The 15495-nt window shown below is 71.4% G+C and carries 13 protein-coding genes; 6 read left to right on the forward strand and 7 right to left on the reverse strand.

Features of this window, described 5'->3' with window-relative positions; genetic code table 11:
* Positions 1–168: 168 nt before the first annotated feature.
* Positions 169–1794 carry a glycoside hydrolase family 43 protein gene (locus CHC05_RS11745; protein WP_089248587.1) on the reverse strand — a complete coding sequence of 542 codons (1626 nt, stop codon included), beginning with the start codon at positions 1792–1794 and terminating at the stop codon, positions 169–171.
* 212 nt (positions 1795–2006) lie between these two features.
* On the opposite strand from CHC05_RS11745, the gene CHC05_RS11750 reads away from it, so the two are divergent.
* From CHC05_RS11750 to CHC05_RS11765, 4 genes are read left to right on the forward strand one after another with little or no spacing between them, the layout of a single operon-like run.
* Positions 2007–3056 (forward strand): LacI family DNA-binding transcriptional regulator, encoded by a 1050-nt coding sequence (locus tag CHC05_RS11750; protein WP_089247827.1) that lies wholly within the window; start codon positions 2007–2009, stop codon positions 3054–3056.
* Positions 3057–3095: 39 nt separating this feature from the next.
* Positions 3096–3758: a spermine/spermidine synthase domain-containing protein gene (locus tag CHC05_RS11755; protein ID WP_089247829.1), complete on the forward strand. Its 663-nt coding sequence runs from the start codon at positions 3096–3098 to the stop codon at positions 3756–3758.
* Positions 3759–3781: 23 nt separating this feature from the next.
* Entirely contained in the window at positions 3782–4957 is a 1176-nt protein-coding gene (locus tag CHC05_RS11760) for a low temperature requirement protein A (RefSeq protein ID WP_089247831.1), read from the forward strand.
* Positions 4954–6066, forward strand: coding sequence for a winged helix DNA-binding domain-containing protein (locus CHC05_RS11765; RefSeq protein WP_089247833.1), 1113 nt, complete (start codon positions 4954–4956; stop codon positions 6064–6066). Before CHC05_RS11760 ends, CHC05_RS11765 begins: the two co-directional genes overlap by 4 nt.
* Positions 6067–6070: 4 nt before the next feature.
* Here CHC05_RS11765 and CHC05_RS11770 read toward each other — a convergent pair whose 3' ends face one another.
* On the reverse strand, positions 6071–6910 hold the full coding sequence (locus tag CHC05_RS11770) for an ATP-grasp domain-containing protein (RefSeq protein WP_089247836.1): 840 nt from the start codon (positions 6908–6910) through the stop codon (positions 6071–6073).
* Between the two features lie 7 nt (positions 6911–6917).
* Complete coding sequence (locus CHC05_RS11775) at positions 6918–7526, reverse strand: short chain dehydrogenase (protein ID WP_089247838.1); 609 nt, start codon at positions 7524–7526, stop codon at positions 6918–6920.
* Between the two features lie 92 nt (positions 7527–7618).
* Between CHC05_RS11775 and CHC05_RS11780 the strand changes: the two genes are divergently transcribed.
* Positions 7619–8212 carry a TetR/AcrR family transcriptional regulator gene (locus tag CHC05_RS11780; RefSeq protein ID WP_089247840.1) on the forward strand — a complete coding sequence of 198 codons (594 nt, stop codon included), beginning with the start codon at positions 7619–7621 and terminating at the stop codon, positions 8210–8212.
* Positions 8213–8541: 329 nt separating this feature from the next.
* Entirely contained in the window at positions 8542–11850 is a 3309-nt protein-coding gene (locus CHC05_RS11785) for a bifunctional diguanylate cyclase/phosphodiesterase (protein WP_179266143.1), read from the forward strand.
* 25 nt (positions 11851–11875) lie between these two features.
* Here the strand turns inward: CHC05_RS11785 and CHC05_RS11790 are convergent, their stop codons facing one another.
* The 4 genes from CHC05_RS11790 to CHC05_RS11805 form a co-directional block, all read right to left on the reverse strand.
* A complete protein-coding gene (locus CHC05_RS11790) occupies positions 11876–12421 on the reverse strand; it encodes a hypothetical protein (protein ID WP_089247844.1) in 546 nt (181 codons plus the stop codon).
* Positions 12422–12508: 87 nt separating this feature from the next.
* Positions 12509–14251, reverse strand: a complete 1743-nt coding sequence (locus CHC05_RS11795; protein WP_245870785.1) for a multicopper oxidase family protein — start codon at positions 14249–14251, stop codon at positions 12509–12511.
* Complete coding sequence (locus tag CHC05_RS11800; RefSeq protein ID WP_144022555.1) at positions 14248–14703, reverse strand: hypothetical protein; 456 nt, start codon at positions 14701–14703, stop codon at positions 14248–14250. The genes CHC05_RS11795 and CHC05_RS11800 overlap by 4 nt, the downstream gene beginning before the upstream one ends.
* A 107-nt stretch (positions 14704–14810) precedes the next feature.
* Positions 14811–15482 carry a FadR/GntR family transcriptional regulator gene (locus tag CHC05_RS11805; protein ID WP_089247846.1) on the reverse strand — a complete coding sequence of 224 codons (672 nt, stop codon included), beginning with the start codon at positions 15480–15482 and terminating at the stop codon, positions 14811–14813.
* Positions 15483–15495: the final 13 nt, after the last annotated feature.

Below are 15495 nucleotides of genomic sequence, written 5' to 3' on the forward strand. Positions count from 1 at the left end.
GGGATGACCGGGGATGCCGATCGCGAGCGACGCCGATAGTTGCGGATCGAGTTCCGTAACTTTCCGGAAACGTATCCGCCGAGATCGCTCCCCGTCAATCGAAAAGAGTTCCGGAATTCGGACGAGAGCACGCGGTTCCGGCGCCGCGGGACCGCCGGAAGTTTCGGGTCAGGCCTCCGTGTACGTGGCCTCGGCGAAGTCCGCGTAAGCGCCGTCGGCACCCAGGTCCTGCACCCACAGGCCGAGGAAGGCACCCGTGAAGCCCCACGCGGCCGGCTCGCCGTCGACCACCAGCGCGGCGTGCTCGTCGGAGAGGATCGTGGCGTCGAGCGCGACCGGCAGGTCGTGCCAGCCGGCGCCGAGGTCGTAGCCGAACCGCACGACCGCGCCGTCGAACGCGGCGCGCAGCCGGACCCGGGTGTCCGCGCCGCGTTCGACGGTGAGCTCCGGGTGCGCGGTGCGCCGGCCCTGGTCGCTGCTGAGCAGCTCCAGCACCACCTGGCCGTCGTCGGCGCGGGTCAGGTAGAGGAAGTGCCAGTTGAGCGAGTTGTAGTAGGCGGTGATGCCGGCGAGTTGGCGATGGTCGCGCGGATCGAACTCGACCACGGTGGACAGTTCACAGTGCAGGGAGCCGACCCGGCGGGCGACGAGGCTCGGCGCCCGCCGGCCGACCGGCGATTGGCCGCCGTGCAGCCGCAGGTGGGCCGGTCGGGTGGTCAGGTCGACCCAGTCCGGTGTGGCCGGGCGGCGCAGCGTCGACCACCACGGCGCGAGCCGGGGCCCGGTGAAGTGGTCGGTGGCCGGCTCGTCGGGCCAGGGGTGCGCCGGCAGGGCAGGTGCGGCGACCTCGTCGGCCGGGACGCCGCCCAGGATCCGTGGCCAGCCGCCGGGTGCCCAGTCGACCCGCTGGATCGCCGTTTCCCGGCCGAGCACGCAGTTGCCCAGCGGGGTGTCCGGCCGGGCCGCGAGGTGCGCGAAGTACCAGCCGTCGCCCGGCACCTCGACGAGGCTGCCGTGGCCCGCCTTCTGCAGCCGGAGGTCGGGGCGGCCGTACGAGGTGAGCAGGGGTCCGTTCGGGTCCGGCTCGTAGGGGCCGAACAGCTCCCGGGACCGGGCCACCGTGGCCTGGTGCTCCCAGCTCGTCCCGCCCTCCGCGGTGACCAGCCAGTACCAGCCCTCGTGGCGGTAGAGGTGCGGTCCCTCGGTCAGTCCGGCGGCGGTGCCGGTGAAGATGATCCGGCTCGGGCCGACGAGCTCGCGCTTCGCCAGGTCGTACCGCTGGATCTCGATGCCGGCGAAGCGCTCGCGGCCGGGCCGCCAGTCGGCGCTCAGGTTGAGCAGCCAGGTGCTGCCGTCCTCGTCGTGGAACAGGGACGCGTCGAAGCCGTGGCCGTGCAGCCGCACCGGGTCGTCCCAGGGCCCGTCGATCGACGGCGCGCTCGTGTGGAAGTTCAGCGGGTCCCAGTAGCCGCTCGCGAAGCTGGCCACGTCGCTGTAGACCAGGTGGAAGCGACCGTCGTGATAGGTCAGGTCCGGCGCCCACACCCCGTTGGAGTCGCCGCTGCCGCGCAGGTCGAGCAGGCGCGTGTCGGTGATGACGCCGCCGATCGGGCGCCAGTGCACGAGGTCGCGGGAGTGGTGGAGGCGGACCCCGGGGTACCACTCGAAGGTCGAGGTCGCCAGGTAGTAGTCGGCGCCCACCCGCAACACGGACGGGTCCGGGTTGAAGCCGCGTAGGACCGGGTTCTGGATCGACCGGGCGGTGGTGGCGGTGGCTGCGGTCTCGGTCGACATGGGCAGCTCCCCTTCGGGTCCGCTTCCGGCGACTTCCGGAAGCCGCTCGCCCGCGGGATCGGCGAGCGTCCCGAACACGGTAACGGCTTATATCGAGATCCGACAGTTCCTTGACCGGCAGTTGCGGCCGTCGTAACGTCGCCGACGTACCGGAAATCGACCTGGAAGTTTCGGCGGGTTGACGGACTGATCGACGTCCGTAGGCTCCACCCATGACGAAAGGGCGATCCGTGTCTGGTGGCACTGCCGCGGGTGACAAGAGGACCGTGACGATCGCGGCGATCGCGCGCCTGGCCGGCGTGTCGGTGCCGACCGTGTCCCGCGTCCTGAACGGTCGCGCCGACGTCTCGCCGAACACCCGCAAGCGGGTCGAGGACCTGCTCAGCCAGCACGGCTACCGGCGCCGACCGCCCAGCATGCGGGCCAACTCGGGGCTGGTCGACCTGGTCTTCAACGACATCGACAGCCCGTGGGCGGTCGAGATCATCCGTGGCGTCGAGGACGTCGCGCACGCCTCCGGCGTCGGCACGGTCGTGTCCGCCATCCACCGCCGCACGTCGTCGGCCAAGCAGTGGCTCGACAACATCCGCACCCGGTCCACCGAGGGCGTCATCTTCGTGACCTCCACGTTGGAGCCCCCGCTGCAGAGCGAGCTGCGCCGGCTCAACATCCCGGTGGTGATCGTCGACCCGGCCGGCGTGCCGCCGCAGGAGGCGCCCACGATCGGCGCCACCAACTGGGTCGGCAGCCTGCACGCCACCGAATACCTGATCGGCCTCGGGCACCGGCGGATCGGCTTCATCGGCGGGCCGCCGCAGCTGATGTGCAGCCGGGCCCGGCTCGACGGCTACCGGGCGGCGCTCGAGTCGGCCGGCATCGCGATCGACGACGGGCTGATCCGGCCGGGCAACTTCTACCACGAGGCCGGCTTCGCGGGCGGCACCGAACTGCTCGCGCTGCCCGACCCGCCGACCGCGATCTTCGCCTCCAGCGACCAGATGGCGCTCGGCGTCTACGAGGCGGTGCGGCAACGCCAACTGCGGGTGCCCGACGACATCAGCGTGGTCGGCTTCGACGACCTCCCCGAGGTGCGCTGGTGCTCGCCGCCGCTGACCACGGTCCGCCAGCCGCTGGCCGAGATGGGCCTGCTGGCCGCCCGCACGGTGCTGCGGCTGGCCCGCGGCGAGCAGATCGAGAGCCCACGGGTCGAGCTGGCCACGGAGCTCATCGTCCGCGACAGCGCGGTGGCGCCGCCCAAATGACCTGGCCCGCGTCCACGGTGGTCAGTAGTCTCTGGGCTGATGGAAACCGTCGAGCGCGTCGTCACCGACCGGGGTGAGCTGGTCCTCCGCCGCGACGGCGCCGACTACGAGCTGATCAGCAACGGTGTGTTCCTGATGGACACCCGCTCGGGCGCTTCGGAGCGCACGCTGGTCCAGGCCGCGCTGTCCGCCACCGCGCCCGGCGCCCGCCTCTTGATCGGCGGCCTCGGCGTGGGCTTCTCGCTGGCCGAGGCGGTCGCCTCGCAGACACCGGCGGAGATCGTGGTCGTCGAGATCGAGCCGGCCGTGGTCGCCTGGCACGCGTCGCACCTGAAGGCGTTCAGCGGCGGAGCGCTCGACGACCCGCGGGTGCGGGTGGTCACGGCCGACCTGGGCCGGTGGCTGGCCACCACCGACGAGCTGTTCGACGCCATCTGCCTCGACGTCGACAACGGTCCGGACTGGACGGTCTTCGGCGAAAACGCCGCGCTGTACGACGACGCGGGCACGTCGCTGCTACGCGCCCACCTGCACCCGGGCGGCGTGCTGGCGGTCTGGAGCGCCAACGCGTCGGCCGCCTACCTGGCCCGCCTGACGACCACGATCGGCCCGGTCGAGACCCTACTGACCGAGGTCACCCACGGCGAGCCCGACGTCGTATACCTGGCCCGCGCACCTAGGCTTGCGGACAACGACGAATGACCTGACGCCGTCGCCGGGAGGTCGTGCTGAGAGGCCCGGTGCTGTTCGGCGACCCGGCCCGGCGGTCCGCCAACCTCGAGCTCTTCTTCGACCTGGTCGTCGCCGTCGCGGTGTCGCAGGCCGCCCGGCTGCTGCGGCTCGACCCGACCTGGCACGGCGCGGGCTTACTCGTGCTGGTGTTCGTGCCGTTGTGGTGGGCCTGGATCGGTTTCACCTTCTACGACAACCGCTACACCGTCGACGACGCGATCCACCGGGTGTCGGTCCTCGCCGCCGCGATCGGCATGGGCACGCTCGGCCTCAGCCTGACCCGGGTGCCCGGCCCGGGCGTGGTCGTGCTCGGGCTGGCGTACGTCTTCATCCGGCTGATCCTGATCGGCCTCTACATGCGCGCCCGCCGATCGGAGCCGCGCGCCCGCGGGCAGGCCGGCGGGTACGCCCTCGGCTTCGGCCTGGCGGTGCTGCTCTGGGCCGCTGGGACGCCGCTGCCGCCGGGGATCCGCCTGGCGGTCTGGGCGGTGGCGGTCGGCGTCGACCTCGCGACCTCGGTGCTGATCGAACGGCGGGTCGGCCTGCTCCCCGTCGACGCCGACCACCTCGTCGACAGGTTCGCCGCGTTCTTCATCATCGTGCTCGGCGAGTCGATCATCACTACCGGCGGCCTTGCCGCGGACGCGGTGCGCCGTTGGAATTTCCAGCCGGTGGTGACCTTGATCTGCACGGCGGTGCTGGCGTGTGCGGTGTGGTGGGGATACTTCGACAGACGGGCGCGCGAACTGCGGGCCGGCGGCCTGCGGTCGTCGGACGCCGGGTGGAACGCCGCGCTCGTGTACGCCTACGGCCACTTCCCGATCGTGCTCGGCGTGGTCGGCATCGGTGTCGGTGCGCAGCTCGCCGTGTTGGAGGCCGCCGGCGTGGCGGCCGGTCCGGCCCGGGTCGTCGCCGCGAGCGGGCTGGCGCTGTATCTGCTGGGCCTGAACCTGCTCACGCTCCTGGGGCGGGTGCCGCTCGCGGACTCGCTGCTCGTCGAGCGCACCGGGCTGGTCGCCATCCTGGTCGTCATCGCCGTCGTCGGCCCAGCCGGTCCGGCCGCGGGCCTGGCCGCCCTGATCGCGGTGGCGCTCGCGCACGTCCTGCTCAACGTCTACCGGGGTCGGAGGAGCTCTCTGGTTCGACCGCAGGGTTCAATCGTCGGATGACGACCACGGCGCGCCAGCTCAATCGCGCGACTCTCGACCGGCAGCTACTGCTGGAGCGGCGGTCCGTGTCGGTGGCGGAGGCGGTGCGGCTGTTGTTGGCGGTGCAGGCGCAGGAGCCGGCGTCGCCCTATGTGGCGTTGTGGAACCGGGTGGCCGGGCTGGACGCCGCCGAGGTCGACCGGGCGTTCGCCGACGGTAGGCTCGTGCGCTCCAGCCTGATGCGGGTCACGCTGCACGCCGTGCACGGCGGCGACTGGGCCGCTCTGCATGCCGCGATGACGCCGTTGCTGCGGGCGTCGCGGCTGGCCGACTACCGCTGGTTGGAGAGCTCGCTGACCGACGCGGAGGCGCTGGCGGCGCTCGACCACCTGGCCGCGTTCGCGACCGAGCCCCGATCCGGCGCGGAGATCCAGGAGATGCTGGCGGGGCGGGTCGCCGACCCGGGCCAGATGTGGTGGGCGCTGCGCACGTTCGCGCCGCTGCACTACCGGCCGACCGGGGGTCCCTGGTCGTTCCGGCACCCGGCCGCGTTCGTGACGGCGCCCGCCGTGGCCGACCACGAGGACTCGGTGCGCCTCCTGGTGCGGCGCTACCTGGCCGCCTTCGGTCCGGCCTCCACATCGGACCTCATGGCGTTCACCCGGCTCAACAGCGCCCGGGTCAAGGCGGCCGTCGCGGCCCTGGGCTCCGAGCTGACGGTCCACGACGGCCTGCTCGACGTGGCCGGCTTGACGCTGCCACCCGAGGACACCCCGGCGCCGCCGCGGTTGCTGGGGATGTGGGACAACGTCCTGCTGGCGTACGCCGACCGCACCCGGGTGATTCCGGCCGACTACCGCCCACTCGTGGTGCGGCGCAACGGCGACGTGCTGCCGACGCTGTTGGTCGACGGCTACGTCGCGGGCGTCTGGCGACCTGCCGAGGACGGCACCGGCATCGAGGCGTCCGCCTTCCATCCGCTGTCCGAGGACGCTTGGGCGGGGCTGGCGGCCGAGGCGGGTGCGTTGTCGGCCTTCCTCGCGGACCGCGACCCGACCGTCTACCGCCGCTACCGCCACTGGTGGACCAAAGGCATCCCGGCCGCCGAGGTACGGGTGCTGCCGGCCTGACGGGTCAATCGAGTGCGGCGATCAGCGTCTCCGGGGGCATGCTGGCCGGGCGATCGCTGACCTGGCCGTCTCCGACTTCTACGACCCGCCACACCCCGTCGTCGCGCCGCACCAGGTCGGCCGTCACGAACGGGAGTCCGAGCGAGGCGACCAGGGGTTCTACCGCCGTGAGATCGGCCTCCGTCGGCGGAAGGTCGTGCGGGGTGTCCGGGTGCGCCCCGGCCAGCACGCACGCGCCATCGACCCACCAGGTGCGGACCTCGGCCGACACGAACCGTTCGTAGCGGCGGAGAACGAAGCCGCCGGTCGCCTCGTCGTCGCGTAGTTCGAGGAACCGGCGCGCCACCCGCCAGGCTGCGGCGGCGTCGTCGAGGTCCGGGATGAAGGCGGCCTCGTTCCAGTAGGCCTTCATGGACTTGCTGTAGTCGCGCAGCACCGCCGGGCCCGAACCCAGGCTGACACGCGCTCGCTCGAAGTCGGCCTCGTGCCAGCCGTCGGTCCACTCCGACGACGGTGTGACCGGCGCGACCGCGGCGTACCAGCCGGGCAGCTCGTGCGCCCGCCGGTAGTGGTCCGGGGTGGTTCGCAGGGTTACGCCGCGCGCGGCGAGCGACTCGGCGAACGCCGTGTACTCCTCGGCTCGCAGCATCCACCCCCGATAGACGGCCAGGCCTCCGTCCGCGGGCACCGACTGGACAGCCCGATCGGCACCGCCCCCGGTCAACGCGTCGTGGTCGACGACGGCGACGTCGAGGCCGACGGCCCGCGCGGAGGCGGCCTCGGGTGCGAAATGGTCATCCGGGCGGCGCGGCCCCAGCGGGTCGGCGGGAACGAGGAGGATCACGTCGCCGCTAGGAGTTGGTTTTGTGGAGTTTGAGGATGCGGCCGGTGATCGGGTTGGCGATCGCCCGCAGGTAGGCCAGGCCCACCTCGGCCGCCGGGACCGTCGCGAACCCGGGGAAGTACGGGTAGTAGTGCGTCGACTCGGTCAGCACCGTCGGGCTGACGCAGTTGATCCGCAGGCCGCGGGGCAGTTCGGTGGCCGCCGCTTTGACGAAGCCCTCGACCAGGTGGTTGACGGTGCTGCCGATGGTGCTGTGGCGGGTGTACTCCTCGCTCAGCACGCCGGACACCAGCGAGAACGAGCCGCCGTCGGCGATGTGCGGCAGCGCGGCGCGGACCAGGTTGATCTGGCCCATGCCCTTGCCCGCGATCGAGGCCGCCCACTGTTCGTCGGAGGCCTCCGTCAGTGGCCCTGGAGAGACCTCGCCGGCCGCGCTGGCCACGGCGTCGAACGGGGCCAGGCGGGCGAACAGCGCGTCGAGGCTGGCCTTGTCGGTGAGGTCCGCCTGGTGCGTGCCCGACGTGCGCCCGACCGTCACCACCTCGTGCCCGTGTGCCTCCAGGGTCGCGCGCACCGCCGCGCCGATGTCACCGCTGCCTACCAGAATCACCTTCATGCGGGCCATGCTAGTTCTGTCAGCGACTGACAGCCAAGGCCGAGCCTGTTAGTCACGGCATATTCCGTCAGGCCGCTGGTACCGTTGCCCGCATGGCGGCGAGCAGCGGGGTGGGACTGCGGGAGCTGACCCGTCGTGCGGTGCGCACGCAGATCGCCGAGACGGCGATGGAGCTTTTCGTCGCGAAGGGCTACGAGGAGACCACCGTCGACGAGATCGCCGCGGCGGTCGGCATCTCCGGTCGCAGCGTGTTCCGCTACTTCCCGACCAAGGAGGACATCGTCGTCGGCCTGCTGGACGGCATCGGCGACGAGCTGGCCGCGGCGCTGGCCGCCCGACCCCGCGACGAGCCGCCCTGGGTCGCCCTCCGCAACGCCATGACCCCCCACCTCGACAGCCTCACGCGCGACAGTGACCGCACGATCGCCACGGCGATGCTCCTCGCCGACACCCCGGCGCTCCGCGGCGCCCTCCTCGCGAAACGTGCCCGCTGGGCAGAAGCCCTGGTCCCGGACATCAGTCGCCGCCTGAAACTGCCACCGGCCCGCCGCGACCTGGCCGCCCGTTCATTGGTCGGAGCCGCTCTGACCTGCCTGAACAACGCGGTGGACGACTGGGCCCGCAGCAATGGCCGAAAACCTCTCGCAAAGCTCCTGGACACGGCAATCGCCGCAGTTCGGGGATAACAGGTTAGGGGTGACCGGCGGCGAGCCTGGACAGCGACGCGTCAGCGAGCGATCCCCGGCGGGAGCGACGGTCGCGCCCCATGCGAACCCGGGTCATCATCGGTCCCGAACTGCTTCTATCGGGTCTTCAACCGTCCTCAAGGGCTGGTAGAGCGTCCTGTGGGTGGGACTAGGACGGCGACCGTTCCAGTCAATTCGACATCGATAGCGCTCTCATTCCGAATCTGGCCGACAAACGCGAAGAACAGTCACTTAGCGCCGATCAACCCTGCTACAGTCGTGGTTCGCTTGGGAAAATGTCGCCGGAAGTCCGCGCAGGGGGCGATGAAATGCCACGTGCGGTCTCGGCCGTCGCGAAGTCGCAGGCCCCCGCGCTTTGGGCTGGGCTTTTCGTCCTGGTAGGTCTGGCCGCCGCCATCGCATATCTCCTCGTCGACAGCACGACGGCCAGCGGGATCACGTTCGCGGTCGTCGGGGCGGGTGCAGCGGCCTCGCTGGTCATCGGGTCGGGCCGCAACAGCGCGCGACCTCGGTGGCCCTGGCTGTTGCTCGGGGCCGCCTCCGTGCTGTTCGTGATAGGTGCGATCGTGCGGCCCTGGTCCACCGAGCAGACCGGCGCCACCGAACTGATGGGCGACGCGTTCACCCTGCCCGGATATGTGCTGATGTTCGCGGCGCTGGTCGGCTTTCTCACCGTCAAACACGGGCCCAAACGCCACGCCGTCATCGACGGGATGCTGCTCGGGCTCGGCGCGGGCCTGATCTTCGCGCTGCTGTTCAGCGTGCCGGCGGCGGGCATCGCCGACCGGTCCGCCGCGGTGTCCACCGTGGCCGGTCTGTACCCCATCTTCGACCTGGTGCTGGTGCTGCTCGTCGCCAACGTCGCGTTCACCACGGCGATCCGCGGCCCCAGCTACCTCATGCTCATCGGTTCCATGGTGTTGTTGCTGGCCGGCGACATCGGTTACGCCATCATCGGCGTCAACGGCACGCTCAACGGCAACCGGCTCATCGACCTGCCCTTCCTCCTCGGTTTCGTGCTGATCGGCGCGTGCGCGCTCCATCCGTCCATGCGACACATCGGCCGGCGTACGCCGCTGCCCGTCCAGGCCTGGTCCTGGCGCCGCCTGCTGCTGCTCATCCCGGCGCTCGCGGTGCCGTTCGTGCTCACGGCGACGATCCCCGACCTGAGCCGGCTCGACCGGATCGTGCTGGCCGTGGGTGGCGCGCTGATGGTCGCGTTGCTGCTGCTGCGGTCGGTGTCGGCGGTGCAGGCGTACGCGGCGGCGCAGCGCGAGTACGAGTACCAGGCCACGCACGACCACCTGACCGCGCTGCCGAACCGGGCCCTGCTCGTCGACCAGGTCGGCCAGATCCTCGCCCGACCGACCACCGACCCGGACCGGCCGCTGTGGCTGTACTTCCTCGACCTCGACGGTTTCAAGCTGGTCAACGACTCGTGGGGCCACTACGCGGGCGACCGGGTGATCGTCGAGGTGGCCCGCCGCCTGCGCCGCACGGTGCCGGCCGGTGCCGCGGTCGCGCGGGTCGGCGGCGACGAGTTCGTGATCGCGCACGTGTCGACCGCCGACGAGGCGATCGCGCTCGCCGAGCGGGTGCTGGCCAGCCTCACCCTGCCGCTGCAGGCCACCGCCTCCGACGTGGTGGTGTCGGGCTCGATCGGCATCGCCGGCTCGGCGGTGGCCAAGACCGACGACGCCGGCTCCGCCTTCATCACCGCCGAGGGCCTGCTGAGGGACGCGGACACCGCGATGTACCAGGCCAAGGCCGAGGGGCGCGGCCGCTGGGTGCTGTTCGACTCGACCATGCACGACCGGGTACGCGACCGCATCGAGCTCGAGCTGTCGCTGCGCCACGCGCTCGCGCACGACCAGCTCCGGCTCGCGTACCAGCCGATCGTCCGGCTCAGTGGCGCCCGCCTGACGGGTGTCGAGGCGCTGATCCGCTGGGAGCACCCGACGCGGGGCACGATCGCGCCGACCAAGTTCATCCCGGTCGCCGAGGAGACGGGGCTGATCACCGACCTGGGCCGCTGGGTGATGCGCGAGGCCCTGCGCCAGCTCGCCGAATGGCGCCGCAACGACGTGGTCACAGACGAGTTCTGGTTGTCGATCAACGTCTCGCCGCGCCAGCTCCGCGACCCCCGCCTGCCCGGCGAACTGGCCGAGGCCCTGGCGGAGAACGGCCTGTCCGGCGAGTCGGTGATGCTGGAGATCACCGAGTCGGTGATGGTCGACGGCTCGCAGGTCACCGACCAGGTGATGGCCGACCTGCGCGGGCTCGGCGTGCGGCTCGTCGTGGACGACTTCGGCACGGGCTTCTCCGCGCTGGGCTACCTGCGCCGCCACCCGGTCACCGGCGTGAAGATCGACCGCTCGTTCGTGGGTGGCCTCGGCACCAACCCGGAGGACGAGGAGATCGTCCGCGCCGTGGTCGCGATGAGCTCGGCCCTCGGCCTGACCGTGGTGGCCGAGGGGGTGCAGACCCAGTCACAGCGGGACGTGCTGCAGGCGCTGGGCGTCGTGTACGGGCAGGGTTGGCTGTGGGGCCGCCCCCAGGACCCGGAGACCTTCGCCCGCCTCCGCCGCCCGGCCGCCATCGGCCGAGGTGGCGACCTGGCCCCCGCTTCCCGGCCGACCACCGACGAGCCCAAGCGTTCGAAGGTGGTCGAGGGATTCCCGCGGCTCGGACCGACTCCGGGCGCTAGCGGCGACGACGCCGAAGCGGCCCGCCGCCTGCTCGACCCGATCCCGGGCGAGCCACCGATCATCCCCACCCGCCCGACGACGGCCTCGAAGCCTTCGGCTGGCGAGGCAGCGGTCCGCCGCGCGACAGGCGCGAAGCCCGCGCCGGACGAGGCGCCGACGGGCGCCCGGACGAACGGCGCCGACCCGGCCGGCGGGCTCACGTCGGCTGAGGAGCCGCCCGCCGCACGGACGAACGGTATCGACCCGGCGGGCGGGCTCGGGTCGGACAAGGACTCGTCCGGCGCCTGGACGAACGGTGCCGACTCGGCGGGCCGGTTCGCGTCGCCTCGACGGCCTTCGGGCGCGAACGGCGTCGAGGCGCAACTCGGCAGCGACGGGGAGACGGCAAACGAGGGCGGCGATGTTCGTGGGCGCGCGCCTGCCGCTCGCGCGGCGGACGGTGGCGTCGGGCAGTCGGGCGACGCGGTCGATGCCGGTGCGCCGCCGGCCAACGGGAACGGGTCCGTCGGCGGCGAGACGGTGCCGGCGGATGGTCCCAGATGGACGGTCAACAGCCGCCTCAATCTGCTCCCCGCCAGCTCGGAGTCGACGGCGGCGGGTGCCAGGGGCACCACCGCCAACGGCCGGCCTGATGCCACAGCTCAGAACGAGGCGAACGGGTCGTCATCGCCAGGACGCGAGGATGGCGACCACGGTTCCGGGGCGGCCAACCTGGTGCCGCCGGCCCCGGTCAAGAATCGCCGTCGGTCGGCGTACGACGTGCAGGGCCCTCGGCCGACCCCGGATGCGGCGAACGGCGCGGGCCCGGAACCCGTCGACGAGGTCGAGGTGGCACGGCGCGTTGGCCGCACGCCGGTCGACCGGTCCGGCCCGATGACGGACGCGAGCCCCGACTACGACGAGAACTGACCACCGCCGCCGCGAAGCGGCGATCCTAGGAGGCGGTGGGGAGCTCCCAGGACCAGAAGGCCTGGGTGTCCAGGCGGGTGGCGACCACGTCCGGAGTCAGGGCCGTCAGGGTTCGGGTGATGGCCGCGTCGAGTTGGCGGGACTCGTTGCGCGCGCACAGGTCCAGAGCCGCGATGCCGGCGTTCGCGCGGACGATGCGCCACATCTTTTCGATCATCGCTTCGAAGATGCCCGACCGGCGTTGGTCGGCGGCGATGGCGATGAAACCCAGGTACCAGATGCGGCGTTCGGCGTAGTGGTCCGGCCACCGGTGCGCGAAATACTCCGGGGAGATCAGCGGCATCGCTTCGAGGTCGTTGGTGAACGTCGACAGGGCCGCGAGCTCGCCCTCGTCGGTCACGGCGACGTACTTCTCGACCCGGTCGTCGGCCACGACCTCGTCGAACTCGTCGCGGTGCATGAGGTGGCGCTGGACCGCCGCGTACCTCAGTTCTTCGAAAGCCGTCGTGTAGAGGTGCCAGGCCTCCTCGCGTCGTGTGCCGGTCAGGACCTTCTCGACGTCGACGTGCATGAACCCGCCCGCTCCTCGATCATTGATCGACAGGCAACGGTACCGGGATGTACGAAAAATGCAAGGTCATTCAGGTTGTCGGGATCATCATTCGGGTTCGTTCTTGGCCGTTCCGCCGATCAGGTACGGAGTTGTGTAGCCCTCGTACGCCAGATGCGCGACCATCCCGTCCGTGGCATGCGGGAGGTTATGGCAGTGGTCCATCCAGATGCCGGGATTGTCGGCCCGGAAGGCGATCACGTAGCTTTCGCCCTCCGCGACGTCGAGCGAGTCGGTCCACCATGGACTGCCGGTGCCCGCGACCCCGTCGCGGGACAGCACGAGGGCCACGTGGCCGTGCAGGTGCATCGGGTGCACCTCGCCCGAGTTGTTGGTGATCGTCATCCGCACGATGTCGCCCGCGCGGACCATGAACATCGGCACGTCGGGATAGAGGTGGCCATTCATCGTCCACCACAGACCGGGCCGCCCGTCGAGAAACCCGGGGCGACGGTCGATCGTCAGCTCGAAAGACCGGTCAAAATGTCCGGTATCCAGGGTGACCGGCCCCAGCGAGCCCGCGCCCGGCGAGCCCGCACCCAGCGAGACCGGGGCCGGCGTTCCGTAGGACAGCAGGTCGAGCATCGCCGCGGGCGTCACCGCGGCTGGGGCAGAAGCACCCGGTGGGCCCACCACCAGCGCGGACCCCGCACCGAGATCGACCCGGACCGCACCCCCAGCCGGAGGCGTGACCAGCAGGTCGACCCGACCACCGGCCGCGACCGAGACGCCCCGGTCAGTCACATCGGACGGCCCGTGCAGGTCGTGCCCATCGACCGCGACCACCCGATAAGGCGCACCGGTCACCGACACCCGCAACGGCCCGTTGTCGGTGTTGACCACCCGCACCCGGGTCGCGACCCCAGCAGGAGCCGAGACGGATCGCTCCCCCGTCGCGCCCTGGACGGTCCGCCGCCCGTCGTAGGTGTGCACCTGGGCCACGACGTCAGGCCCCGCATCCGCCGTCGCGGGCTCGACCACCAATGCCCCGAACAGCCCACCTTTCACCTGTTCGTGGGAGACCTGATGGGAGTGGTACCAGTAGGTCCCTGGATCGTGCACCACGAACCGGTAGGTGTGCCGCCCACCGATCGGCACCGCGTCCTGGGTCACCCCGGCGACCCCGTCCTCGGCGTTGGGCACCCGCACCCCGTGCCAGTGCAGGGCCACGCCGTCGGGCACAGACTCGTTGACCAGCTCGACCTGGACCAGGTCACCGACCCGAGCCCGGATCTCCGGGCCCGGCGACGAGTGGTTGAGCGTGTAGCCCGCGACCCGCTCCCCGGTGGCCAACGTGAACGACTCCGCCCGCGCCGTCAACGAGACAGCGACGGCCGGCGGCCCCGACGGCCCGGTCAGGCCGGTGATGCTGATCCCGCCGGCATGCTGATGCCCGGCCGCGGGCACCGCACCGCCGCCCCAGTCGGCATAGCCCATCTCCATGACAGACAACGTCGAGGGGACGCGGCTGTCGTACCAGAGGTAACCCAGCGCGCCGACCAGGACCACGGTCAGGACCAGTGCACCCCACCGAAGCCACGAACGCCGACCGGCGGCCTCCGCACCGCCGGACGACTCCGAGGTCACCCCGTCACGACCGCCGCCCGAAACGGTCGGCTGCTCGACCGCCGCCCGGGCATCACCGCCCGACCCCGCCGAACCCGCGACACGCTCCGCCTGCGAAGGGACCGGGCCGCCCGGGCTGGTGACGCCTTCGGGCGTTGTGTGGGCATGGTTGGCCGACCCGGCCGAGTTCGTGGTGCGCTCGGCCGGGTGGTTCGTGGCTGTCATGCGCCGGCGGTGACCCCGGGCTCGCTGCTCCGGGCCGGAGCGGCGACCGAGGGATCGGGCCTGTTCGCGCGCGCCCCGGCCATGCCGGCCAGGCCCGCCACCGCGAACGCGTTGAGGGCGTGCAGGGTGCCCACCACCGGCGCCGCGAAGGAGGCGTAGGCCAGGGCGATCTGTAGGACGACCAGGCCGACCACTCCCCACGCCAGGGCCGCGCCGCCGCGGACCTTGGCGAAGAGCGAGACGATGCCGAAGAGCAGGGCCAGCACCGGGATGACCATCATGCCGATCACCGAGTGCAACATCGCGCCGGCGTTGGCTTCGGTGTCGGCGGTGAAGGGCACGCCGTCGCTTGCCTTGTTTTGGATGTCGAACGCGCTCCAGGCGATGACCAGCACCTGCACCACCACGCCGAGCGCGATCAACCTGGACAACCAGATGTAGAGCGTACGCATCGGAGGAACCCCGTCTGAAGAGTCTGTGTGGACGCGATGACTCTAAGGCGGGCGTACGACAGGTTCGTACTCGGCAGGGAGTATCCGTCGGTACGTCACCCGACGTATCAGAGCGCCTGTCGCAACCACTCCTCCACACCAGCGATGTGCACCGTCGCCCACGAGCGGGCGAGCTCCGGCTCGTGGGCCGCGATCGCGTCGACGATCGCCTGGTGCTGCTCGCGGGTCTTGTCGACCGCACCCTCCTGGGTGAGCCCCCGCCAGATCCGCGCCCGGGTGGTCGGCCCGGAGAGCCCGTCGATCAGCGAGCAGAGCGCCGGGTTGCCCGACCCGGCGGCGATGGCGCGGTGGAACTCGAGGTCGTTGGCGACCAGCGCCTCGACCGACGGCGACGAGCCGAGCTCGTCGAGCGTCCGCTGCAGCTTCGCCACGTCGGCAGAGCTCATCCGCAACGACGCCAACGCCGTCGCCGCCGGCTCCAGGATCCGGCGCACCTCGAGGAACTGCAGCACCGTGTCGTCCCGGTGGAAGTCCACGACGAAGCTCAGCGACTCCAGCAGCAGGTCCGGCGACAGGCTCGTGACGTACGTGCCGTCGCCCTGCCGCACATCAAGGATCTTGATGATGGACAGCGCCTTGACCGCCTCGCGCAACGAGTTGCGGGACAGCCCGAGCGTCTCGGCGAGATCCGCCTCCTTCGGGAGCCGGTCCCCGGGGCCGAGGGCCCCGGAGACGATCATCTCCTTGATCTTGTCGATGGCCTCGTCGGTCAACGCCACGCCGTCACCTCAA

Origin of the sequence: Asanoa hainanensis (assembly GCF_900188485.1) — a bacterium.
GTDB lineage: Bacteria > Actinomycetota > Actinomycetes > Mycobacteriales > Micromonosporaceae > Asanoa > Asanoa hainanensis.